Raw genomic sequence first — 21,545 nt, 5'->3', positions numbered from 1 at the left:
CGACCGCCGGATACAAACGAGGCGACGGAGCCCACCTCGACCATCGCCGACAGGAGAGCACCATGCCCGCAGTCACCTCGAGAGTCGCCGCCACTGTCGTCGGCCTCGCCCTGTGCGCCGGATGCGCCGCCACCGGGGCCGAAGGCGACCCCCGACCCCTCACGACGCCGACCCCCAGCAGGACGGCCACGGCCACCCCCGGCCCCACTCGTTCCGGTACGCCTACTCCGACGCCTACTTCGGCGGATGTCGCTGCCGCCGAGAAGACATACCGGACCCTCACGGAGAACGTCTACCAACTCGAGAAACAAGGCGGGCTCCAGCCCGGCGAGAAGGTGCCCACCATCATCACCGATTACGCCGAGGGAGCGGCATTGAAGGGCTACGACGAGCTGCTTCACAAGATCTGGGATCTCGGCAGCACGTGGAAGTCAGGCAGGTATCGGATCGTGTCAGTGCGCGCCGTGCCAAGTCAATCGACAAGGCCCGGGGAGATCACCCTAGTGTCGTGCGAGGACTGGCGCTCCATCCGAACCACATGGGATGACGGCCACGAGGGTCACGGACGACTGATCAAGGCGACGACAACATACCGAGTCGCCAAGAGTGGCAGCGCAACACAACGGACTTTTCTGTGGAAGCAGGTCAAGTCATGTCCCGCCTGACACGGATCTCTATCGCGGGCATGCTGCTCACCGCGTGCATGCAACCGCATGCTCTCGCAGATACTTTTCCGACGAATGTGGCTCTTCAGGATCCAGGGTGTAGTTGTGACTTGACTGTGTGAGAGTCTGCTGTAGTTGGCCTGTGGGGCCGGGGTGCGTGGGGGGAGGACCCTGCGCGAGGATCGGAGTGTCTTAAGTCCCGTCCTCGTGAATCGCAAGGCCCTCCATGAACCACGCTACCTTCAGCACCCCCGACCTGACCACATTCGCCCGTCTCGACGAACTCGGTCTGGAGGTCACCGGCCAGCTGATCAGTGACGAGGAGACGGTCCTGGCCTGCCGGGTCGTCGCCCCCGACGACTGGTGCCACTGGTGCGGATGCCAGGGGGTCCCTCGTGACACGGTGATCCGCCGGCTGGCCCATACCCCGATGGGCCACCGGCCCACGATCCTCCGGATCCGGGTGCGCCGGTACCGGTGCACCGGCTGCGGACACGTGTGGCGCCAGAACACCGACCAGGCCGCCCAGGCCAGGGCGAAACTGTCGCGGGGAGGGCTGGCCTGGGCACTGGAGGGCCTGGTGCTCGATCACCTGCCGGTCTCCCGTATCGCCGCTGGTCTGGGGGTGGACTGGACCACCGCCAACGATGCGGTGCTGGCCGAGGGCACCCGCCGGCTCATCGACGACCCGCACCGCTTCGAGGGCGTGGAGGTCATCGGGGTCGACGAGCACGTGTGGCGCCACACCAGCCGTGGTGACAAGTACGTCACCGTGATCATCGACCTGACACCGCTTCGCGACGCCACCGGGGCCTCCCGGCTGCTCGACATGGTGGCGGGACGTTCCAAGAAGGTGTTCAAGACCTGGCTGGCCGGCCGCGACCAGGCCTGGCGCGACCGCATCCAGATCGTGGCGATGGACGGGTTCACCGGCTTCAAGACCGCAGCCGCCGAAGAACTCCCGGCCGCGGTCGAGGTCGTGGATCCGTTTCACGTCGTGCAGCTCGCCGGCGACCAGCTCGATGTCACCCGCCAACGCGTCCAGCAGGACACCACGGGCCATCGGGGCCGGGCGGGCGACCCCCTGTTCGGGGTCAGGCTGACCCTGCACACGGGCCGGGACCTGCTCACCGACCGGCAGGCCGCCCGCCTGGAACAGGTGTTCGCCGCCGACGCGCACGCCCCGGTCCAGGTCACCTGGGCCGTCTACCAGGAGATCGTGGCCGCCTACCGCGCCGAGAACCGTGCCGAGGGCAGACGCATCATGGCCCACCTCATCGACGCGATCGCCACCAAAGTCCCGAAGGCCCTGCCCGAAGTCACCACTCTGGGCCACACCCTGAAGAAGAGAGCCGACGACATCCTGGCCTACTTCGACCACCCCGGGACCTCGAACGGGCCCAGTGAAGCCATCAACGGCAGACTCGAACACCTCCGCGGCATCGCCCTGGGATTCCGCAACCTCACCCACTACATCACCAGATCACTCCTGGAGACCGGAGGATTCAGACCCCGACTACACCCTGGATCCTGAAGAGCCTCTTTGAGCTGCTGTCTGGGGTGGATGTAGTTGCGGAAGTTCCGGACTTGGTCGGCGTGCTTGGCGACATCCTCGCTCAGGACACCACACGCCCGCGCGATGGCGATCAACTCCGACAGGCTCCACTGATCCAATGGCTTCGTCTTGCCCTTCAGCATGGGCGCCGCAGGGGACCTGAGGAACTCGTTTCGGTGACCCATCGCAACTTCGGAAAGCAGTCCCTCGACCGTGCTGCCGACGAGAAAGATGACCGCCAACGGCGCGTCGGCGTCCAGTGCTCGGTCGATCTCGCCCATCCTGTCGGCGATGACCTGCCCAGCGGTGAGTTCGGATGGGAGCGCATCAAGGTTGAGGGTGCCAAGGTCCTTGTTGAGGAATGCAACGTCGTCAGCGGAGAGTGCCGGAATGCTGGCTGACTGGAAGATAGCGGTGGCGGTGTCGATCACATCTTGCTCGTAGGCGGTCGGCGTCTTCTCGTCGCGGCGTGCGATGAATCGCCAGTGATCCAGAAGATCCAAGTTGAGCTGTGCGACGACCTCAGAGGGCTCCTTGGCCCAGATCTGGCGGAGCACAGCGGCCTTCGAGCCTTGGTATCTGTCGTAAGGATCGACGCCAATCCACGGCTCTACGAACGAGGCGAAGCTCGCGTTGCTGAAGTCCATGACGTAGCCACTCGGCATCCCGAAGAGGTCTTCGAGCATGGACTTCACCGTGTTGTCGAACGTTGTGTGCGCCATCGGGGTCACTCCTGGTCGATGGCGACGACGGTGTCGTAGAGGCCGTAGTGGCGTAGGCCCTTGTGGGATTCGATGCCGGTGTAGGACAGGGAAGAGTCTTCGTAGCGGCGGAAGGCGAAGACGGCCTGGTTCATGTGGGTGGCGTTGAAGACTCCGAGGTTGACTAGCAGGTTGAAGTCGGCCACGGTCAGGCCGGTGACGGCCTTGAACAGGTCGGGCTCCAGCTTGGTGATGACGTCTTGGAGGGTGTTCTCCCGGAAGTCGGTCAGGTACATGAAGGCGGGGATGCGGGTCGCGAACTTGACCAGTTTCTCCTGGATCTGCTTGCGCTTGGACTTGTATTCCTTCTCCTCGTCGGAGAGTTCCTTCTTCTCCTTCGGCGTGAGGTCCTCACCGCGATCCTTCTTGGTGGCTTTGACTTGCTCGGACTTGTTGACCACGGTCTCGAAGATCGCCGACCCCAGGGCCCGGAAGCCTTCGATGTTCATGACGGCGTTCATGGCGTCCTCGTTGCCCATGATGCGGCGCAGGGTGTCGTTGTCGACGTTGACGAGGATCGCGGACTCCCACTTGCGGGCCAGCAGGGTCGCGGAGGTGCCGGACATGGCGATGTCGAGGATGCCGCCCGCATCGACCTGCGTCATGTTCGACCCGTCGTAGGCCAGCACCGGCAGGAACTTCACCAGCTCCTCGACCGCGTGCTCAGGGTTGGGGGCTTCTGGGGACAGGCCGATTCCGTAGTCGGAGATCTGGCGCAACGCCCGGGTAGGCGCGAAGTCAAAGACGAAGCAGGCGGGCTTGAGGATCAGCTCCTCGCTCGGGTCGTCCCCGTCGGGGTTCTTGATCGACCACGGGGACTGGACCCGGAACGCTGCCTGGAAGTAGGTCTCGGGCGAGTTGAGGTTGCGCAGCATGAGAATCGAGGACCACTGCTTGACCGTCACCCCGGTCGTCAGCTTGCCGCAGGACAGGGTGATCGTCTTCGTGTCGTGCCCATCCTTGATCGCCTCACGCACCGGGGGCAAGGCGTCCAGACCGATTCCTGCGTCGGGGCCTGCGACGGTGAGCACGGTGTAGTCGTGCCAGTACACGTTCTGCCGCTCGGCCAGCAGGTTCTCCATGGCCTGGCAGGCGGCGACGGTGGGCAGGAACCAGAACGAATGCTGAAGGTAGGGCAGCAGCCGGGCATCCGAGTACGGGAACGGCGGGCGGGTACCCATCCGCATCGCGTCGAGCTGGGTGGGCATGTGGGCGCCGCGAATGATGTCCAGCCACTTCTGCACATCCGACTTGTGCACGAACTCCGCCATCACCCCGGTACCAGCGGCCTCGAAGAACGCGTTGAGGTCGAACTCATCGAACTCGCCCTGGCTCGCCACCGAGATCAGCTCATCAGGCATCTGGTAGGTGAACAGCCGCATCTCCGGCAGCGCCCCGTACGGATTCCACTCACCCGGATGATCCAACGCGTACTGCTGTTTGGCGCGTTGCTCGTCGGTGTAGGCCCAGTTGAAGATCTGCTCCTCAATGAACTCGCCCGTCGCCAACGCCTTGAACGGGGTGCCCGACAGATACAAGTAGGCGCGTGTCGTGATGGGCAGGAACTCGTCCTCGTCGTTGCCCAGCTCGTCGAGTTCCTCATCGAACGCGACCAGACCGTCGTGGTACTCGGCGGCCAGCTCCTTCTTGGCGACCTTCTCGTCCTCACCCTCGAACAGTTCCTTCGCCGACTCCCGCCACGCCCCGAAGTGATACTCGTCGAAGATCACCAGATCCCACGGTGTGGTGTGGACCCACTCGTTCTTCACCTTGATCAGCCCAGTCTTCTTGTCCCGCCCGAGCAGGTCCTGGAAGGACCCGAAGTACACGAGCGGACGATCCCGGTCCATCTCGTCAGGGGTGCCGCCGGTGGCCTTGGACAGGTACTGCCAACCATCGAAGTCTGCGTGGGACTCCAAGTCGGTCTGCCAGGCGTCCTCCACGGCGGGCTTGAACGTCACCACCAGGACACGCCGGGCCCCCATCTTCTTGGCCAGCTGGTAGGAGGCGAAAGTCTTGCCGAACCGCATCTTCGCGTTCCACAAGAACCGCGGTACCGCATCGGCGTCCTCAGCCCAGATCGAGTCGTAGTACTCGGACGTCTTCGCCACAGCTTCGGCCTGCTCGGGACGCATCCTGAAAGTCTCGTGGTGCGTGCCAGTCAGCTGGGTGCCGGTGCGCAGTTCCGTGATCGCCGTGCGCACGTCGTCAGGCGTGCAGCGCATCCACTCCCGGGCCGACCCGAAGACCGGGTTCTCGAAGCCCTTCGCGGTCAGGCGGCGCCGGACGTCACTGTCGCGGAAGATCGACCCGTCGTCGCGTTCGGCGGGCTCGTTGACGTGGAGCGTGTAGGGCTGCTGCATCTGGCCCTGCGACTCGCGGATGCGCTCGTTGACGTCCGCCTTCGTCGTCTGACCGACCTTGATCAACCCCACGTAGTCGGCGGGCGGATCGTTCGGGGTCCACGCGTAGATCCGCAGCCGCGCCGCAGGCTTGACAGGGAACAGCTCATCGTCAGGCCTACTCATCGGCGTCGTCTGCCTCAATGTCGTCGAACAGGGTGCTGTCGTGCGGCGCGACTTGAGACTCGATGAACTCGATTTCCCCGTCAGTCAGCCCGTAGCGCTGGTAGAGCATCTGGTCAGTCCAGTCGCGGTCGAGCGGGATGTCCGGGACAAAGGCGTAGACGTCGCGAGTGGCGTGCTGTGTGGACTTGCGAAGCGAGACAAGGAATCGTGCGAACCGGGAACTGAGGTACATCGCGTACCTCTTGGCGGCCAGCTCAGTGTCGAACTTGCCTGCAATGAGGTAGGTCTCGGTGCAGGCCGTACCGGGTCCGGCGATGATCGGCTTGGAGAGGAACTTGGTCTCAACGGCGGCGCTCGTGCCCTGAACCGCCGTCATGAGAACTTTCCAGTCGTCCACCCAGGCATCATTGGCCTTGAGCTCTGATCGATCAATCCACGTTACATCGCGAGAGCCAAAGAGCTCAACCGGATTCAAGATCCCTCGATTCGTCTTCTTGCCATGGAAGAAGGTCCTAAGACCGAAAGGTTTGCCGGTCGAAACTCGGGCGTCGAGCGTTGGCTCGTGCTTGGCTCGCACTTTGTCGAGGATGGGAACGGCGGCGTTCCATCGGACGAGGACGTCGTAGGCGTCTAGGTAGCGAGCAACGGGTTCGCCGACGGGCTGGCCGTCCCACATGGTTTGGATGGTGCAGGGGCCGTCGTAGTCGCGGTCCCACAGGAAGTAGGAAACTCCGCCGCGGATCTTCACCCCGGGGAAAGCTTCGTAGAGCTTGGGGTAGTCGACGATGTCGTGCATCCTGTGGTCGGCGAGCATGGTCTTGCGGTACTCGTCGAGGCCTTTGCCGCCTGCCATCCAGCGCGAGGGGGTGACGAATACGGCGAATCGTGGGTCAAGGCCGAGGGCCTTCTCGACGAAGTGCTGGTAGATCGGCGCTGCGGAGGTCCCGTATCCGCCGTCGGAGAGCTGGTAGGGCGGGTTGCCGATGATGACGTCGAACTGCATGGTGTCTCCGAACAGCTCGCGGATGCGGGCGTTGATGTCGTCGGTGTGGATGAAGGCGTAGGCGTGGGTCTCCAGCTGATCGCCTCGGTTGTACGAGTCTTCGCTGGCGCCGCAGTAGCGGCACTTGCGGTGCGTGTAGACGACCTTCTCGTCACTGGTCAGGGGGTCGGCGCGGTATTCGCGCGTGCCCCCGGTCCAGGTGTGTTCGGTGCGCTGGAACCAGATGTTCCCGTCCTCGCTGTCGAACGATCTGGCGATGGAGTGGGGTCCGTTGGCGTACTTGGAGCAGTACACGGAGCGGCGGGCCAGCAGGGCGGTGAGCTGGGTGATGCCGATGCCGTAGACCTGCCGGGTGAGGATGTGGTCGACCCGCTCCGCCCGGTCAGGGAAGACGCGGGCGAGGCCGTTAGTGAGGCGGCGGGTGATCTCGCGCAGGAACACACCGGACTTCGTGAACGGGTCCAGGAACGTGACGTTGGGGTCGGACCAGATGTCGGCGCCGTCGTGAGCGTCGGCCCACCGCTGAGCGAGGAGGTCGAGCATGGCGTTGGCCAGCTCGGGTGGGGTGAACACTTCGTCGTTGGACAGATTCGCAATGCAAGTCAGCACGTCGGGGTTGTGACCGCGCAGTGCGAACGGGGCTTGGGTGATGCTCATGCGGCGTTCACCTGCCCGGCCAGGTCTGCCACGGTCATCGTCGGGTAGGTCGTCTGGGGTGCGAAGAGGTCGGCTCCCATGTCGGCGAACAGAGAGCCTTCGGCCTCCCATGCGGAGCGCTGGGTCAGCTCGTCGTAGCGGAAGTCGCGGCGCTGGAACTTTCCCTTGCCCAAGTATCCCCATTCGGCGAACGTGATCGGGCCACCGCTCGGGGTGGTCATGGTCAGGGCGTCACCTTGGACGATGTTGACCTCCAGCACCGCTCGGGCGGCGCGGGCCCAGTCGTCATCCTGGTCGATGCCGAGGAAGGCGTTGAACAGGGTGGCGAGGTTGTCGCGGCATTCGGCGGCGTTGTCGGGTAGGAGTTCGATGCCGTAGGTGCACATGAGGGCGAACAGGGCGTAGTGGCGCTTCTCGAAGTCGCTCTTGCCGTGCTTGGCGGCCACGGTCAGGAGTTTGCGGGTCAGGACGGGGACGAGGAAGTTCCCCGACCCGCAGGCTGGCTCCAGGACACGGGAGTCGATGCGTTCAGATTCTTCTTGGACGAGGTTGAGCATGTCTTCGACCATCCAGGAGGGGGTGAAGACTTCGCCGTGCTCGGCGACGCGCTGCTTGGACTTGACCAGGCGTTCGGTCTCGCTGGCGTTCATCGCCCCTCCTTCCGTTTCGGCCCGGTGCCTGCCTGCTCAGGGTAGGGGCCACCACCGTCATGTGTGTGCGGGCTGTCGCTGGCTGCGGCGCCGGTGCGCACCCACTCGTCGACCTCGGTGGCTTGGCACTTCCACAGGCGCCCGATCTTGTGGGCGGGCATGCCCTTGTCGGCGATCCACGCGTAGACGGTGTCTTTGGTGATGCCGAGGTGGGCCGCGATCTCATCTGTGGACAGCCAGGGCTCGCTCACGAGGTGCCTCCTTGGATCGGTAGGGGCAGCACAGCTCCAAACGGGCCCAGTCTAGCGGATCAGACCGTTTCAGATCGGGTTTGAACGGGAATCAACTGTGTTCGATCCCCGTCGAATGGGGTGTGAGTGCGAGACAATGGGGGTATGGAGAGGATCTTCCCGGGCAGCGCAGGTGCTGTCAGGCAGCGGGCACCCGGGCCGATCCATGTTGAGACAGAGTCTTCCACCAGGGTGGTGGAGCCGGTGGCGTACACGTGCTTGCGGTTCATGCTGGTGCGTGAGGGCCGCTTGTTCGTGCACTCTCGTCACGGGACTGCCCATGCCCGGCCGGGGATGCTGGTGATCGTCTGCGCCGGTACCTTGTGTGGGGCGATTCCGGAGCGCAGCGCGACGGTGACGACGGCGTTCGTGAACTTGGACTACCTGCTGGACCAGCTCACGTGGCGGCTGAATGGGCTGCTGCGGGATCGTCACGAGGCCGAGCTGATCGCTACCAAGGCATTCCGCCACAACATGTGGGCCACCACCCCGCCCGCGCAGGCGACGGCTGACATGCTGGACCTGCTGGACCGCACCGAGGCCATCCAGGACGCTGGGGGCGGGTTCTACGACATCGAGGCGGTGTTCGCGGCGTTCCTGGCCGACCTGGTCTCGCTGATGCCATACCGGGAGCTGCCCGGCGAACCCGTCGTGTCCCTGGCTGGGGACGGCGTGGGCGGGCGGTTCCCGCCGCTGCGGCCCGAGATCGTCGCCGTTGGGGACGCCATCCAAGCGGACCTGTCGCGCAGGTGGTCGCTGGAGGACATGGCGCAGGTCGCCCACATTTCCGGGCGGCACCTGGCCCGCGTGTTCAACGAGTCCTACGGGCTGCCGCCGGTGTAGTTCCTGGCGGCGCTTCGCGCCAAGGAGATGGCGCGCCTGCTGCGGGAGAAGCCAGGATGGTCGGTGGAAGCGGTGGGCCGCCAGGTCGGATGGGAGGGACGCTCGCATGCCCGCCACCAGTTCGTCCGCGAACTCGGGCTCTCGCCCGATGAGTACCGGCGGCGGGCTCATGGTCTGGATCTGGCCACACCTGGACCGGAAACGGACGAGAACACCCCCGACCCCTCGTAGAACCCACTATCGCGTTGCTATGAGTGAAGGATGCGTCAGGTGTCACGCCGGGTCCCTGACGGCCAACCCCGCCAGCGAGCCCCAGCGCTCCCGTGCTCGGCCGCTGAACCTGGAGAGGACCGCACCATGACCACTCACACGCCGGGCTTCGACGAGGAGCCTGACTACGACGACACGCAAAATCTCATCGCCGAGCCGCCGCACCCTGTCAACTGGAATCTGTTGACCGCCACCGACCTGGAGCAGGAACTCCTTGAGCTGAACCGGTGGGTCGACTGGCTGGGCCACACCTACGGGCTCCCAGCCTCCGTCATCCCGCCCTACTGGCACCGCCACCCCGAACTCCTCTGGGAACTCTCCGCCCTCCACCTGCACTGGCTCTGCGCCTACGACCCTGACCAGAACGGCTCCGCGCCGCTGGGCTGGCACCGCGACTTCGCTGACGCCCGCCAACGCCTGCGTGGCTGGGTGACAGCCTCCGGAACCCGCCTGGATCGCGACCGCCCCACGCGACAAACCACATGGCCCGGGGAAGAGCCCGCCGAACACGCGGACGAGACCGCGATCACCGACCGGGATCAGGACTTCGTCCAGTACGTCCTCGACGAGGTCCACCCGAGGCAAGAGGCCGAAGACGCGTTCTATGCGAGCATCGACGAACGCACCGGCGAGATCCACGACCGCCCCGAGAGTGCCCAGGGCGGGTGAGGATGATGGTCCGCTCCTACAAGCGCACGACGGACCGGTCGGACGCCAACCGGCCGGTCCGCGTGCGCTACATCAAAGGCAGCGAGATCGACGCCGAGAAGGTCGCCGAGGTTCTCATCCGCATCGCCCTGCGCGCTGCGGGCAACGGCACGACCACCGGGAACGCCGGTTCCCACGTCCGGGATCTTCTCGTCAGCGCCCGGTAGACTGTTGGGCAAGCTCAACTAACCGGCGTCGTTGGCACCAGACTCTTAAGCGGCTCTTCAGGATCCAGGGTGTAGTCGGGGTCTGAATCCTCCGGTCTCCAGGAGTGATCTGGTGATGTAGTGGGTGAGGTTGCGGAATCCCAGGGCGATGCCGCGGAGGTGTTCGAGTCTGCCGTTGATGGCTTCACTGGGCCCGTTCGAGGTCCCGGGGTGGTCGAAGTAGGCCAGGATGTCGTCGGCTCTCTTCTTCAGGGTGTGGCCCAGAGTGGTGACTTCGGGCAGGGCCTTCGGGACTTTGGTGGCGATCGCGTCGATGAGGTGGGCCATGATGCGTCTGCCCTCGGCACGGTTCTCGGCGCGGTAGGCGGCCACGATCTCCTGGTAGACGGCCCAGGTGACCTGGACCGGGGCGTGGGCGTCGGCGGCGAACACCTGTTCCAGGCGGGCGGCCTGCCGGTCGGTGAGCAGGTCCCGGCCCGTGTGCAGGGTCAGCCTGACCCCGAACAGGGGGTCGCCCGCCCGGCCCCGGTGGCCCGTGGTGTCCTGCTGGATGCGTTGGCGGGTGACATCGAGCTGGTCGCCGGCGAGCTGCACGACGTGAAAGGGGTCCATGACCTCGACCGCGGCCGGGAGTTCTTCGGCGGCTGCGGTCTTGAAGCCGGTGAACCCGTCCATCGCCACGATCTGGATGCGGTCGCGCCAGGCCTGGTCGCGGCCGGCCAGCCAGGTCTTGAACACCTTCTTGGAACGTCCCGCCACCATGTCGAGCAGCCGGGAGGCCCCGGTGGCGTCGCGAAGCGGTGTCAGGTCGATGATCACGGTGACGTACTTGTCACCACGGCTGGTGTGGCGCCACACGTGCTCGTCGACCCCGATGACCTCCACGCCCTCGAAGCGGTGCGGGTCGTCGATGAGCCGGCGGGTGCCCTCGGCCAGCACCGCATCGTTGGCGGTGGTCCAGTCCACCCCCAGACCAGCGGCGATACGGGAGACCGGAAGGTGATCGAGCACCAGGCCCTCCAGTGCCCAGGCCAGCCCTCCCCGCGACAGTTTCGCCCTGGCCTGGGCGGCCTGGTCGGTGTTCTGGCGCCACACGTGTCCGCAGCCGGTGCACCGGTACCGGCGTACCCGGATCTGAAGGATCGTGGGCCGGTGGCCCATCGGGGTATGGGCCAGCCGGCGGATCACCGTGTCACGAGGGACCCCCTGGCATCCGCACCAGTGGCACCAGTCGTCGGGGGCGACGACCCGGCAGGCCAGGACCGTCTCCTCGTCACTGATCAGCTGGCCGGTGACCTCCAGACCGAGTTCGTCGAGACGGGCGAATGTGGTCAGGTCGGGGGCGCCGAAGGTAGCGTGGTTCATGGAGGGCCTTGCGATTCACGAGGACGGGACTTAAGACACTCCGATCCTCGCGCAGGGTCCTCCCCCCACGCACCCCGGCCCCACAGGCCAACTACAGCAGACTCTCACACAGTCAAGTCACAACTACACCCTGGATCCTGAAGAGCCTCTTAAGCCCCGCACTCGGGGTGTTCTTCCTGCTTCTTGACGTGACCGCCATCCGGCGCCCCACAAGACCCCTCTCAGGGGTCCGTGAAAGGCGGTCACCATGACTCTCACGTCCCTCCCGTCCGGATTCGATATGGGCGAGCTGCGCAAGCTCGCCGCCACCGCCGCCAAGATCCAGCAGGCCACGGGCGCGACTGACACGAATGGTCTGGTCCCTGCGATCAGCTACCTTCGGGTCTCCACCAAGGATCAGGCCACGCGAAACGGTCTTGAAGAGGGCCTGTCGGTCCCCGCCCAGCGCGAGGCGGCTCAGCGAAAGGCTGACCAGCTTGGCGCCGTCATCGTCAAGGAGTTCATCGAGCCTGGCGAGTCCGCCAAGACGGCGCAACGCCGCGCCCTCCAGGACATGCTCGACTACGTCACCGAGAACCCCGTCCAGTACTGCATCATCAACAAGGTCGACCGCCTGGCTCGCAACCGCCTCGACGACGCGATCATCCACGCGACGCTTCGGGATGCGAACATCAGCTTGGTCTCCGTGACGGAGAACATCGACGAGACACCCTCAGGGATGCTCATGCACGGCATCCTCGCCTCCATGGCCGAGTTCTACTCCCTGAACCTCGCTCAAGAAGTCCTCAAAGGAATGACCCAGAAAGCCAGCATGGGCGGCACTCCTGCCAAAGCACCCCTCGGGTACCTGAACGTACGCACCACCGACGCGAAGGGCCACGAGATCCGAGACGTCACCGTCGATCCCGAGCGGGCCGACCTCATCACGTTTGCCTTCGCCGCCTACGCCACCGGCGACTGGACCCTCTCCTCCCTCGCCGCCGAGCTGGAAGCCCGAGGACTCACCACCAGGCCGACGCCGTCCTTCCCGTCGAAGCCCGTGACGACGAAGGCACTGCACAAAATCCTCACCAACCCCTACTACCAAGGCAGCGTCACGTTCCGCGGCGTCACCTACGACGGCGCTCACGACCCTCTTGTCGACACCGAGACGTGGCTACGCGTCCAGACCGAACTGGCCGCCAAGAACCAGCGCGGAGAGAAGCCCCGCACCCACGACCACTACCTCAAGGGAACGCTCTACTGCTCGTGCGGGGCGAAGATGATGATCGAATGCCCCACCGGCAAGTCCGGCATCACCTACGAGTACTTCACCTGCTCCGGGCGCCGCAAGAAGAACGGCTGCACGCGGTCCGCCATCCTCACCGACCGCATCGAGGACCGGATCGACTCCACCTACGGCGCCAACGGCCTCACCCCCGACGAGGCCGATCGTGTCCGCGAGGTGCTCGGAGCCGTCTTCGACCAGCTCGAAGCCACCACCGACGACGAACGTGCACTCCTGACCACCCAGAAGGAGAAGCTCGACGCCGAGCGACTCAAGCTCGTCCAAGCCCACTACGCCGACGCCATCCCGCTCGACCTCCTCAAGTCAGAGCAGGAACGCATCCGCACCACCCTCGACGCCATCGAACACCGGCTGGAGAACGTCGCCACCAGCTACGAGGACGCCCGTGAGGGCCTCGACCAGCTCGCCGACATCCTCACCGATCTCGGCGACGTCTACGCGCGATGCGAACCTGCTGAACGCCGTATCCTCAACCGAGCCCTCTTCGACAAGATCATCCTTGACGACGAGGAGACCGTCCGCTACCAGCCCGACCAGGCCGTCCAGGCGGCGTTGGACTGCGTCACCCATGGTCACACACGGATCGTCTCTGTCGAAGCGTCTGACCCCGAAGACACTTCGAACCCTGCCCGCTGGTCTGCGGGGCAGGGTTCGAAAATGTCACTCTTGGTGGAGCATAGGGGATTCGAACCCCTGACCTCTTCCATGCCATGGAAGCGCGCTACCAACTGCGCCAATGCCCCGGAAACTCGCTGTTCAAGCCAGTCTCAGGCGCCTCCCGGTTTCCCGGGCGACTCGTAGAACTCTAGCGGTTCGCCGTCACTTTGCAAAATCGGCATCGAGGACGGCCGGGACCGTGCAGTTGTAGCCCATGAGACGCCACGGAGAGGTGAACCCCTTGGACTCGACGACGTCGTCGGCCAACCGGTCGATGATCGTCCACGAGCAGTTCCCCAGCCCGCCGAGCTGGCGCGACGCCGCGTAGTCGCCGCCGAGCAACCAGCACACCCCGGTGCGCAGGGCGAAGCCGTGCGAGACGACCACCACGGTTCCGCCCGTGTACCGCACCACCGCATCCCGACACGCCTCGACGATCCGCTCGGCGACCTCCCCGGCGGTCTCTCCCCCGGCCCGCCGGTAGTCGGTGGGGCTCACCATGCCGGCGGCGTACTCGGGGTCGTCGCGGCGCAGATCGGCCGCCCGGTGCCCGGCCCAGCGGCCGACGTCGACCTCGACGAGCCGGTCGTCCAGCTCGATGCCCACCCCGGCGCGCGCACCGATGGCCCTGGCCGTGTCGTGGGCGCGCTGCAGCGGCGAGGCGATGACGGCGTCGGGGTCCATGTCGGCGATGACCTGGGCGACGGCCACGGCCTGACGCCGTCCCACCTCGTCCAGCGGCATGTCGAGACGCCCCTGGAGCCGACCCTCGACGTTGTACGCGGTCCTCCCGTGCCGCACGAGCACGAGCCGGGTCCGGTCGGACCTCACGAGTCCGCGTCCTCCCCGGGCTCCCCCGCCCCCGCGACGGCGTCGCCTCCGGGGGTCTCCTCGAGCCCGAGGTCGACCTGCGGGCAGTCCTTCCACAGTCTCTCCAGGGAGTAGGTCTGACGCTCCTCCTGGTGCTGCACGTGGACGACGACGTCGATGAAGTCGAGGAGCACCCACCGGTTCTCCCGCTCGCCCTCGGTTCGCGCCGCCTTGATCCCGCGCTGCGCCAGCGCCTCCGACACCGCGTCGACGATGGCTCCCACCTGTCGCTCGTTGGCGGCCGAGACGAGCAGGAAGATGTCCGTGATGGCCAGGTGCTCGGACACGTCCATGGCATGGATGTCCGTGCCCTTCTTGTCGGCTGCGGCCGCCGCGGCGACCCGTGCGAGCTCGATGGCCTGATCGGCGGCGGTCAATGGTCTCCCTTCCCGGCGTCGGACGCCGGCGCGTCGGGCGTCAGGTAGAGCCCACGCTTGTTGATGTACTGGACGATGCCGTCGGGCACGAGGTACCAGATCGGCAGCTGCTCGGTGACCCGTCGGCGGCAGTCCGTCGACGAGATGGCCATGGCCGGCACCTCGAGCAGGGTGACCTTGTCGGCCGGCAGGTGTGAGATGTCCTTGGGCCCCAGGGGCACCCCGGGCCGCGACACCCCGATGAAGGTCGCCAGGTCGAAGAGCTCGTCGGCCCCGCGCCAGGTGAGGATCTGGCGCAGCGCGTCGGCACCGGTGATGAAGAAGAGGTCGACGTCCTCGCCCCGTTCCCGACGCAGGTCCTTGAGGGTGTCGACGGTGTACGTGTCCCCCTCGCGGTCGATGTCGACCCGCGACACCGAGAACGACGGATTCGACGCCGTCGCGATGACCGTCATGAGGTAACGGTCCTCGGGCTGGGAGACGTTGCGTCCCTTCTTCTGCCAGGGCACGCCGGTGGGCACGAAGACGACCTCGTCGAGATCGAAGCGCGCGGCCACCTCGGAGGCCGCCACGAGGTGGCCGTGGTGGATGGGGTCGAAGGTGCCACCCATGACCCCCAGCCGGTACCTGCGTCCGTCGTGGGCGCGGGCCAGGCCGAGCTCGACCGACGACATCAGCTGTGCGGACGTCCGTTGCCGATGGACCGCACGACGAGCAGGCAGATGAGAAGCACGACGAGGGCCACCACGCCGACGATCCACGTCGTCGTCAGGAGGGGAATGATGCTCATGGCCCCTCACCATAGCCGAGATCGCACGCCGATCCGTGCTCCCGGCACCCTCACGACCGCGTCTGGCCATCCCCGAGGATGCGGTAGGTCGTCGACGTCATCTCGACCAGTCCCATCGGCCCGCGAGCATGGAGCTTCTGGGTGGAGATGCCGATCTCGGCCCCGAAGCCGAACTGTCCGCCGTCGACGAATCGGCTCGAGGCGTTGACGAGGACCGCGGCGGCGTCGACGCTCGCGGTGAAGAGCTCGGCGGAGGCCAGGGACCGGGTGATGATCGCCTCGGAGTGTCCCGACCCGTACCGCCCGATGTGGTCGATGGCCTCCTCGAGCGACCCGACGACCTTGAGGGCCAGGTCGAGGGACAGATATTCGGCGTCGTACTCGTCGGGCTCGGCGGGCACGACGCGCTCGTCGAGGGCCACCGACGCCGGATCCCCGTGGACGGTGACCCCGGCGGCGGTCATGGCCTCGACGAGCCGCGGCACGGCGACGTCGGCGACCCCGGCATGGACGAGCACCGTCTCGAGGGCATTGCAGACGCTGGGCCGCTGGGTCTTGGCGTTGAGGGCGATGGCGATGGCCATGTCGAGGTCGGCGTCGGCGTCGATGACGAGGTGGCAGTTGCCGACCCCGGTCTCGATGACCGGCACGCTCGACCCGGTGACGACGGCCTGGATGAGCCCGGCCCCACCACGCGGGATGAGCAGGTCGACCAGTCCCCGGGCGTGCATCATCTCGTCGGTGACGTCGTGCCCACCCTCCACGAGGTTGACGACGTCCGCCGGCAGCCCGGCATCGACCGCGCCCCGGCGCAGTGCCGCCATGACGGCACGGTTCGATTCCAGGGCCGAGGAGGACCCGCGCAGCAGCGCGGCACTGCCCGCCTTGAGGCAGATCCCGGCGGCGTCGGCGGTGACATTGGGTCGGGCCTCGTAGACGATCCCGATGACGCCCATCGGCACCCGCACCTGCTCGATCCGCAGACCCTGCGGGTTGACCCAGCCGCGGATGACCTCCCCGATGGGGTCGGGCAGGGCGGCGAGCTCCTCGAGACCGACGGCCATGGCCTCGACCCGTGCGGCGTCGAGGGTGAGGCGGTCGACGAGGGCCCGGCTCATCCCGGCGGCCCGGCCCCGGTCGACGTCGGCGGCATTGGCGACCAGGACGGCGTCGACCCCCTCGCGCAGCCGGGCGGCCATGGCGTGCAGGGCGGCGTCCTTGACGGCGCGATCGGCCCGACGCAGCACCGCGGCGGCGTCCTTGGCGTTCCGGGCCTGGGTCATGAATGCGGAGGTCATGGGTCTCATCGTAAGTTGTCGTCATGAGCTATGAGATGCGCAACCGCACCGTGACCAGCGACAGCCTCGACGAGAACCCGTGGTTCGCCGACTGGTGCCGCACCGTCGAGCGGGGATTCCACGGCGAGAAGCCCAGCGATGAGTTCGTCCGTCGCGAGCTGGCGACGATGCATGCGGTCGGCGCCACCCTGCGTGGCGCCTACGTCGACGCCGTCCCGGCCCACGCCGTCGGCGTCGACCGTCCGGTGGCGACCTTCGTCGACTGGACCGGGTCGCTCGACCTGGGCGGCGCCCTGGTCGACCTGCACCAGATCTCGGCGGTCACGGTGCGCGCGACCCATCGACGCCGCGGGCTGCTGCGTCAGCTCATGACGGCCTCCCTGCACCGGGCCCACGAGCACGGTGTTCCGGTGGCGGGTCTGACGGCCAGCGAGGCGACGATCTACGGACGCTTCGGCTTCGCCCCCGCCACCCGGTTGCAGCGGGCCGAGGTCGACACCCGCGGCGGGCTCCCGATGGCGACCCGTGCGGTGGGCACGACCGAGTTCGTCGACCCCGACGAGCTCGAGGCCGTCGCCGTCGAGGTGTTCGACGCAGCCCACCGCCGCTGGACCGGTTCGGTGCACCGGGACCCGACGACGATGCCGACCTACCTGGGGCTCGTCGACGAGAAGGGCTCGGCCGACCCCAAGCTCCACGCAGCCGCCCACTGGGACGACGCCGGCGCCCTCGACGGCTACGTCACGTGGACCGCCTGGAGCGACGACAAGCCGGCCGCGACGATCCAGGACCTCGTCGTCACCTCCTGGTCGGCATACCTGTCGTTGTGGCACCTGCTGGGCTCCCTCGACCTCATCGACACCGTGACCTGGCGCAAGGGTCCGCTCGACGACCCGCTCCCCTGGGTGCTCGTCGACCACCGCCGGTACAAGGTGACGAGCGTCCACGACCATCTGTGGCTGCGTGTCCTCGACCCGGCCGCCGTCCTGTCGGCGCGCGACTACCGGGTCGACGCCGCGGTGACTCTCGAGGTCGTCGATCCCCTGGGGTTGGCCGGTGGTCGATGGTTGCTCGAGACCGAGGGCGGCCGGGGCCACGTCACGTCCACGACGGCCGCCGATGTGAGGATCGACGTGCGCGGCCTGTCGGCGGCCATCCTCGGCGGGGTCTCCGTGCTCACCCTGGCCCGGGTCGGTCTGGTCGAGGGCGACACGGACGGCGTCGCGGACCTCGACCGTCTGCTGCGTCGGGCCGAACTGCCCTGGTCGACGACGGGGTTCTGAGCCGGTCTCGGGAACCCGGGTTCAGACCCGACGCCTCCGCACGAGGACCATGGCGTCCCGGTGGACCACCTCGCGTGAGGCGGCCGGACCCATCTCGGCCGCCAGCCAGGAGCTCGACCGTCCCCTCATGGTGCGCACGTCGGTGTCGCTGTAGGACGTGATCCCGCGACCGATGGTCTCCCCGTCCGGTCCGACGAGGACCACCGGGTCACCGGCCTGGAAGTCGCCGTGCACCTGGGTGACGCCGACCGCCAGTAGGGATGCCTTGCGCTCCCGCAGGGCGGTGACGGCGCCGGCGTCGATGTGGATCTCCCCTTGGGGGGCGGCGGCGTGGGCCAGCCAGAGCAGCCGCCGCGGCCGGTGGGCGCGCGAGGGAGCGAAAAAGGTGCCGACGTCCTCCCCGGTCAGAGCGGCAGGTCCGTCGGGGGCCTGGGCCAGGACGACCGGGATGCCGGCGGCCACGGCGATCCTTGCCGCCTCGAGCTTGGTGGCCATGCCCCCGGTGCCGACCCCCGAACCGCTGCCCCGGGTCTCGACCTCGAGGGAGTCGATGTCGTCGACCTGCTCGATCCGGCGCGCCCCCGGCATCGACGGCGGTGCCGTGTAGAGGCAGTCGACGTCCGACAGGAGAACCAGCGCCTCGGCCCGGATGAGCTCGGCGACGAGAGCGGCGAGCCGGTCGTTGTCACCGAAGCGGATCTCTCCGGTGGCGACGGCGTCGTTCTCGTTGACGATGGGCACGACGCCGAGCTTGAGGAGCTTGCCCAGGGTCGACCAGGCGTTGCGGTAGCTGCGCGGACGGACGAGGTCGTCGACGGTGAGGAGGACCTGCCCGACGCGCAGTCCGTGCCGCGCGAACCCGCCCGTGTAGCGGGCCAGGAGGATCCCCTGCCCCACCGACGCCGCGGCCTGCTTGCCGGCCAGGTCGCGCGGACGGTGGGCCATCCCCAGGGCCGGGAAGCCGGTGGCGATGGCCCCCGAGCTCACGAGGACGACCTCACGGCCGGCGGCCCGCTGCTCGGCGATGACGCCGACGAGGGCGTCGACCTTGGACACGTCGATACCGCCTCCGGGCAGGGTGAGTGAGGACGACCCCACCTTGACGACGACCCGTCCGGCGCGGGCGACGTCGGCCCGCGTGCCGGTCACTCCTCGTCCTCGAGCTCGGCAGCCCGGGCCCGCCACGACTCGCCGCGCGGGTCCCGTCCCACCCCGCCGAACTGCTCGCGGGCCTCGTGGTACCGCCGGTCCATCTCACGTCGTCGGGTCGCCGACGGCCGCTCCCCCTGCAGACGCTGGTCCTCGCCGCGGCGGGAGAGGATCTCGGCCCCCGACTCGATCTGCGGGGCGAAGTCGAAGATGACGGCGTCCTGTCCGCCGATCGCCACCGCGTCACCGGCCACGGCACCGAGGGCCAACAGCTCCTCCTCGACGCCGAGCCGGTTGAGACGGTCGGACAGGTAGCCGACGGCCTCCGGGTTGGTGAAGTCGGTCTGGTTGACCCAGCGGGTCGGCTTGTCGCCGGTGACCCGCCACAGGAAGCCGCCGTCCCCATCGCCCTGGCGCTTGATGCGGAACTCGGGGCCGCCGGCGACCGGGGCGGGCCTGATGACGATCCGCTCGGGTTCGGGCTCCGGCTCGGCCTCGCGCGCCCGGTGGACGAGCTCGGCCATGGCGAACTCCAGGGCCTTGAGCCCCTCCCCGGTCTTCGTCGAGACGAGGAACACCGGCAGGCCGCGGGCCTCGATGTCGGCCTTGACCATGAGGGCGAGCTCGGCGGCGTCGGGGATGTCGACCTTGTTGAGGACGACCAGCCGCGGCCGGTCCGTCAGGCCGCCGTGGGCCTCGAGCTCGGCCTCGATGACGTCGAGGTCGGTGATCGGGTCGCGTCCCGGCTCGTAGGTGGCGCAGTCGATGACGTGGACGAGGGCCCGGCAGCGTTCGATGTGGCGCAGGAAGTCGAAGCCCAGTCCCTTGCCCTGGGAGGCACCGGGGATGAGGCCGGGGACATCGGCCACGGTGAAGGTCGTCTCCCCCGCCACGACGACGCCGAGGTTGGGCACCAGGGTGGTGAAGGGGTAGTCGGCGATCTTCGGCCTCGCCCGCGAGATCGACGCGATGAGGCTCGACTTTCCGGCCGAGGGGAACCCCACCAGGCCGATGTCGGCGACGACCTTGAGCTCGAGGTTGACCCGACGCTCCTCACCCGCCTCGCCGAGGAGCGCGAAACCCGGCGCCTTGCGGGCCGCCGTGGCCAGGGCAGCGTTGCCGAGCCCACCGCGTCCACCGGCGGCGACGACGACCTGCGCCCCGGCGCCGGTGAGGTCGGCGAGGACCTCACCGGTCTGCGCATCGGAGACGACGGTGCCGTCGGGAACCGCCAGGACGACGTCCTGTCCGTTGGCCCCGTCCTGGTCGTCACCACGTCCGGGCTCACCGTTGGTGGCCTTGCGGGTGGACAGCCGGTGGTAGTCGACGAGGGTCGTCAACTGCGGGTCGACCCGGACGACGACCGATCCCCCGTGGCCGCCGTTGCCGCCGTCGGGGCCGCCCAGCGGCTTGAACTTCTCACGCTTGACGGAGGCGCAGCCGTTGCCCCCCTTGCCGGCGACGGCGAGGATGGTGGCTCGGTCCACGAAGGACGGGATGGCCATGGAACTCTCCTGAGATCGGGTCGGGCCCAGCGTACCGGCGATCACCGGTGGGCGGCGCGCCACGCCTCCTTGAGGTAGGGCCAGGCGCGCTCGAACATCTGCTGCCAGCGGTAGCCGGAGCTCGTGACGTCGACCATCGCCTGCGACAGGCTGCGGTTGACGTCGGAGCCGACCTCCTGGCCCAGGACCAGCGCGCCGATGACCCCGGTGACGACGGTGAGCGCAGCGGCCACGGCGACCGTGCGGGCCCAGATGCCCCGTTCACGGCCGGCGCCGACACGACGCCGGGTGTGGGCGAACCATCGGGTGAACAGGGCCCCGGAGACGGCGATGACCAGGCTCGTCACCGCGGACCCGATCATCGACCCGCTGATCCCCAGGCTGCCGACGACCCCGGTCGCCAGGGCCGAGGCACAGGCACCGCCGAGAATCTCGTGGCCGTGGAGGTTGAGGCCATGGCGCTGGACCTTCTCGGGTGCGGCGTCGGCCTGACGGCTGGCCATGTCGACCCCGCGCTCCGGTGCCATGGCGACCGCAGCGGACCGCCATGGCTCGGCCTCGCGTACGTCGTCGAGCCCGGTCGGGCGGACCGCCGTCTGCACCTGGGTCTCCGAAGGCATCTGGATTCGCGCCACCCTGCGCTGGGGCCGGAAGATCGGGCCGCCGTAGTCATAGGTCGTCTCATGCAGGGCACCACTCATGAATCCACTCGCCCCTGTTCCCTTCCGATGGATGCCGTCGGACGCATCCTTCTTGCTGCCACTGTCGACCGTAGGTCGAAACCGCCGGCTTTCCAGAACTTCTCGGGTATTCACACCGGACCCTCAGGATGTTCAGGTTGCCGGCACCCCCTGTCGCGGCATGAC

The 21,545-nt window shown here is 67.5% G+C and carries 21 protein-coding genes, 1 tRNA gene and 1 pseudogene; 8 read left to right on the top strand and 15 right to left on the bottom strand.

The features are described 5' to 3' along the window. The first annotated feature begins 62 nt into the window (after positions 1-62). Positions 63-665 (top strand): hypothetical protein, encoded by a 603-nt coding sequence (locus tag E0E30_RS13245; RefSeq protein ID WP_167853871.1) that lies wholly within the window; start codon positions 63-65, stop codon positions 663-665. 226 nt (positions 666-891) lie between these two features. Beyond that, entirely contained in the window at positions 892-2,199 is a 1,308-nt protein-coding gene (locus E0E30_RS03585) for an ISL3 family transposase (protein ID WP_130865128.1), read from the top strand. Here E0E30_RS03585 and E0E30_RS03580 read toward each other — a convergent pair. The 5 genes from E0E30_RS03580 to E0E30_RS03560 are packed head-to-tail and all read right to left on the bottom strand — an operon-like array spanning position 2,136 to position 8,070. Next, on the bottom strand, positions 2,136-2,906 hold the full coding sequence (locus tag E0E30_RS03580) for a hypothetical protein (RefSeq protein WP_130865127.1): 771 nt from the start codon (positions 2,904-2,906) through the stop codon (positions 2,136-2,138). The genes E0E30_RS03585 and E0E30_RS03580 overlap by 64 nt on opposite strands. A gap of 41 nt (positions 2,907-2,947) precedes the next feature. Beyond that, entirely contained in the window at positions 2,948-5,509 is a 2,562-nt protein-coding gene (locus E0E30_RS03575) for a restriction endonuclease (protein WP_130865126.1), read from the bottom strand. Beyond that, the gene (locus E0E30_RS03570; protein WP_130865125.1) at positions 5,502-7,169 is read right to left on the bottom strand and encodes an Eco57I restriction-modification methylase domain-containing protein; all 1,668 of its coding nucleotides are present in this window, start codon (positions 7,167-7,169) and stop codon (positions 5,502-5,504) included. The genes E0E30_RS03575 and E0E30_RS03570 overlap by 8 nt, the downstream gene beginning before the upstream one ends. Next, entirely contained in the window at positions 7,166-7,819 is a 654-nt protein-coding gene (locus E0E30_RS03565; RefSeq protein WP_130865124.1) for an N-6 DNA methylase, read from the bottom strand. Before E0E30_RS03565 ends, E0E30_RS03570 begins: the two co-directional genes overlap by 4 nt. Beyond that, the gene (locus E0E30_RS03560) at positions 7,816-8,070 is read right to left on the bottom strand and encodes a helix-turn-helix domain-containing protein (RefSeq protein ID WP_130865123.1); all 255 of its coding nucleotides are present in this window, start codon (positions 8,068-8,070) and stop codon (positions 7,816-7,818) included. The genes E0E30_RS03565 and E0E30_RS03560 overlap by 4 nt, the downstream gene beginning before the upstream one ends. Positions 8,071-8,214: 144 nt before the next feature. Here E0E30_RS03560 and E0E30_RS03555 point away from each other — a divergent pair, with 144 nt between their 5' ends. The 4 genes from E0E30_RS03555 to E0E30_RS03545 all read left to right on the top strand — a co-directional run bounded on the left by E0E30_RS03555 (position 8,215) and on the right by E0E30_RS03545 (position 10,097). Next, positions 8,215-8,952 (top strand): AraC family transcriptional regulator, encoded by a 738-nt coding sequence (locus E0E30_RS03555; RefSeq protein WP_245306486.1) that lies wholly within the window; start codon positions 8,215-8,217, stop codon positions 8,950-8,952. A 3-nt stretch (positions 8,953-8,955) separates the two neighbouring features. Beyond that, on the top strand, positions 8,956-9,183 hold the full coding sequence (locus E0E30_RS13585; protein WP_280953299.1) for a helix-turn-helix domain-containing protein: 228 nt from the start codon (positions 8,956-8,958) through the stop codon (positions 9,181-9,183). 126 nt (positions 9,184-9,309) lie between these two features. Then, a complete protein-coding gene (locus tag E0E30_RS03550; RefSeq protein WP_130865122.1) occupies positions 9,310-9,891 on the top strand; it encodes a hypothetical protein in 582 nt (193 codons plus the stop codon). Positions 9,892-9,893: 2 nt separating this feature from the next. After that, positions 9,894-10,097, top strand: a complete 204-nt coding sequence (locus E0E30_RS03545) for a hypothetical protein (RefSeq protein WP_210115764.1) — start codon at positions 9,894-9,896, stop codon at positions 10,095-10,097. A 57-nt stretch (positions 10,098-10,154) separates the two neighbouring features. On the opposite strand, the gene E0E30_RS03540 is transcribed toward E0E30_RS03545, so the two are convergent. Next, a complete protein-coding gene (locus E0E30_RS03540; protein WP_130865121.1) occupies positions 10,155-11,462 on the bottom strand; it encodes an ISL3 family transposase in 1,308 nt (435 codons plus the stop codon). A 247-nt stretch (positions 11,463-11,709) separates the two neighbouring features. Here E0E30_RS03540 and E0E30_RS13865 point away from each other — a divergent pair. After that, positions 11,710-12,789 (top strand): annotated as a pseudogene (locus E0E30_RS13865) (recombinase family protein); the annotation flags it as partial. Positions 12,790-13,053: 264 nt separating this feature from the next. Here E0E30_RS13865 and E0E30_RS03530 read toward each other — a convergent pair. The 6 genes from E0E30_RS03530 to E0E30_RS03505 all read right to left on the bottom strand — a co-directional run bounded on the left by E0E30_RS03530 (position 13,054) and on the right by E0E30_RS03505 (position 16,742). Beyond that, entirely contained in the window at positions 13,054-13,320 is a 267-nt protein-coding gene (locus E0E30_RS03530) for a hypothetical protein (protein WP_130865120.1), read from the bottom strand. 97 nt (positions 13,321-13,417) lie between these two features. Beyond that, positions 13,418-13,493: transfer RNA gene (locus E0E30_RS03525), tRNA-Ala, on the bottom strand. A gap of 76 nt (positions 13,494-13,569) precedes the next feature. Then, positions 13,570-14,238, bottom strand: a complete 669-nt coding sequence (locus E0E30_RS03520; protein WP_130865119.1) for a histidine phosphatase family protein — start codon at positions 14,236-14,238, stop codon at positions 13,570-13,572. Then, on the bottom strand, positions 14,235-14,654 hold the full coding sequence (rsfS, locus tag E0E30_RS03515) for a ribosome silencing factor (protein ID WP_130865118.1): 420 nt from the start codon (positions 14,652-14,654) through the stop codon (positions 14,235-14,237). The genes E0E30_RS03520 and rsfS overlap by 4 nt, the downstream gene beginning before the upstream one ends. Beyond that, a complete protein-coding gene (gene nadD, locus E0E30_RS03510) occupies positions 14,651-15,328 on the bottom strand; it encodes a nicotinate-nucleotide adenylyltransferase (RefSeq protein WP_130865117.1) in 678 nt (225 codons plus the stop codon). The genes rsfS and nadD overlap by 4 nt, the downstream gene beginning before the upstream one ends. A gap of 166 nt (positions 15,329-15,494) precedes the next feature. Further along, a complete protein-coding gene (locus E0E30_RS03505) occupies positions 15,495-16,742 on the bottom strand; it encodes a glutamate-5-semialdehyde dehydrogenase (RefSeq protein ID WP_130865116.1) in 1,248 nt (415 codons plus the stop codon). A 23-nt stretch (positions 16,743-16,765) separates the two neighbouring features. Here E0E30_RS03505 and E0E30_RS03500 point away from each other — a divergent pair, with 23 nt between their 5' ends. Further along, positions 16,766-18,025, top strand: coding sequence for a GNAT family N-acetyltransferase (locus tag E0E30_RS03500; RefSeq protein ID WP_130865115.1), 1,260 nt, complete (start codon positions 16,766-16,768; stop codon positions 18,023-18,025). Between the two features lie 21 nt (positions 18,026-18,046). On the opposite strand, the gene proB is transcribed toward E0E30_RS03500, so the two are convergent. The 3 genes from proB to E0E30_RS13575 are packed head-to-tail and all read right to left on the bottom strand — an operon-like array spanning position 18,047 to position 21,380. Continuing rightward, on the bottom strand, positions 18,047-19,174 hold the full coding sequence (proB, locus tag E0E30_RS03495) for a glutamate 5-kinase (protein WP_130865114.1): 1,128 nt from the start codon (positions 19,172-19,174) through the stop codon (positions 18,047-18,049). After that, the gene (obgE, locus tag E0E30_RS03490; protein WP_130865113.1) at positions 19,171-20,679 is read right to left on the bottom strand and encodes a GTPase ObgE; all 1,509 of its coding nucleotides are present in this window, start codon (positions 20,677-20,679) and stop codon (positions 19,171-19,173) included. Before obgE ends, proB begins: the two co-directional genes overlap by 4 nt. A 41-nt stretch (positions 20,680-20,720) precedes the next feature. Next, complete coding sequence (locus tag E0E30_RS13575; RefSeq protein WP_167853839.1) at positions 20,721-21,380, bottom strand: hypothetical protein; 660 nt, start codon at positions 21,378-21,380, stop codon at positions 20,721-20,723. Positions 21,381-21,545: the final 165 nt, after the last annotated feature.

It is taken from the genome of Acidipropionibacterium timonense, from assembly GCF_900605005.1.
Taxonomy (GTDB): Bacteria; Actinomycetota; Actinomycetes; order Propionibacteriales; family Propionibacteriaceae; genus Cutibacterium; species Cutibacterium timonense.
The sequence above is the reverse complement of the archived record's forward strand: the minus strand, read 5'-3'. Positions and strand labels throughout refer to the sequence as shown.

Excerpts from the sequence above, each read along its gene's own strand:
- E0E30_RS13245 (WP_167853871.1), top strand. The coding sequence starts at position 63 with ATGCCCGCAGTCACCTCGAGAGTCGCCGCCACTGTCGTCGGCCTCGCC.
- E0E30_RS03585 (WP_130865128.1), top strand. The coding sequence starts at position 892 with ATGAACCACGCTACCTTCAGCACCCCCGACCTGACCACATTCGCCCGT.
- E0E30_RS03580 (WP_130865127.1), bottom strand. The coding sequence starts at position 2,906 with ATGCTCGAAGACCTCTTCGGGATGCCGAGTGGCTACGTCATGGACTTC.
- E0E30_RS03575 (WP_130865126.1), bottom strand. The coding sequence starts at position 5,509 with ATGAGTAGGCCTGACGATGAGCTGTTCCCTGTCAAGCCTGCGGCGCGG.
- E0E30_RS03570 (WP_130865125.1), bottom strand. The coding sequence starts at position 7,169 with ATGAGCATCACCCAAGCCCCGTTCGCACTGCGCGGTCACAACCCCGAC.
- E0E30_RS03565 (WP_130865124.1), bottom strand. The coding sequence starts at position 7,819 with ATGAACGCCAGCGAGACCGAACGCCTGGTCAAGTCCAAGCAGCGCGTC.
- E0E30_RS03555 (WP_245306486.1), top strand. The coding sequence starts at position 8,215 with ATGGAGAGGATCTTCCCGGGCAGCGCAGGTGCTGTCAGGCAGCGGGCA.
- E0E30_RS03550 (WP_130865122.1), top strand. The coding sequence starts at position 9,310 with ATGACCACTCACACGCCGGGCTTCGACGAGGAGCCTGACTACGACGAC.
- E0E30_RS03545 (WP_210115764.1), top strand. The coding sequence starts at position 9,894 with ATGATGGTCCGCTCCTACAAGCGCACGACGGACCGGTCGGACGCCAAC.
- E0E30_RS03540 (WP_130865121.1), bottom strand. The coding sequence starts at position 11,462 with ATGAACCACGCTACCTTCGGCGCCCCCGACCTGACCACATTCGCCCGT.
- E0E30_RS03530 (WP_130865120.1), bottom strand. The coding sequence starts at position 13,320 with ATGGGTGACGCAGTCCAACGCCGCCTGGACGGCCTGGTCGGGCTGGTA.
- nadD (WP_130865117.1), bottom strand. The coding sequence starts at position 15,328 with ATGTCGTCGGTCGAGCTCGGCCTGGCCCGCGCCCACGACGGACGCAGG.
- E0E30_RS03505 (WP_130865116.1), bottom strand. The coding sequence starts at position 16,742 with ATGACCTCCGCATTCATGACCCAGGCCCGGAACGCCAAGGACGCCGCC.
- E0E30_RS03500 (WP_130865115.1), top strand. The coding sequence starts at position 16,766 with ATGAGCTATGAGATGCGCAACCGCACCGTGACCAGCGACAGCCTCGAC.
- obgE (WP_130865113.1), bottom strand. The coding sequence starts at position 20,679 with ATGGCCATCCCGTCCTTCGTGGACCGAGCCACCATCCTCGCCGTCGCC.
- E0E30_RS13575 (WP_167853839.1), bottom strand. The coding sequence starts at position 21,380 with ATGAGTGGTGCCCTGCATGAGACGACCTATGACTACGGCGGCCCGATC.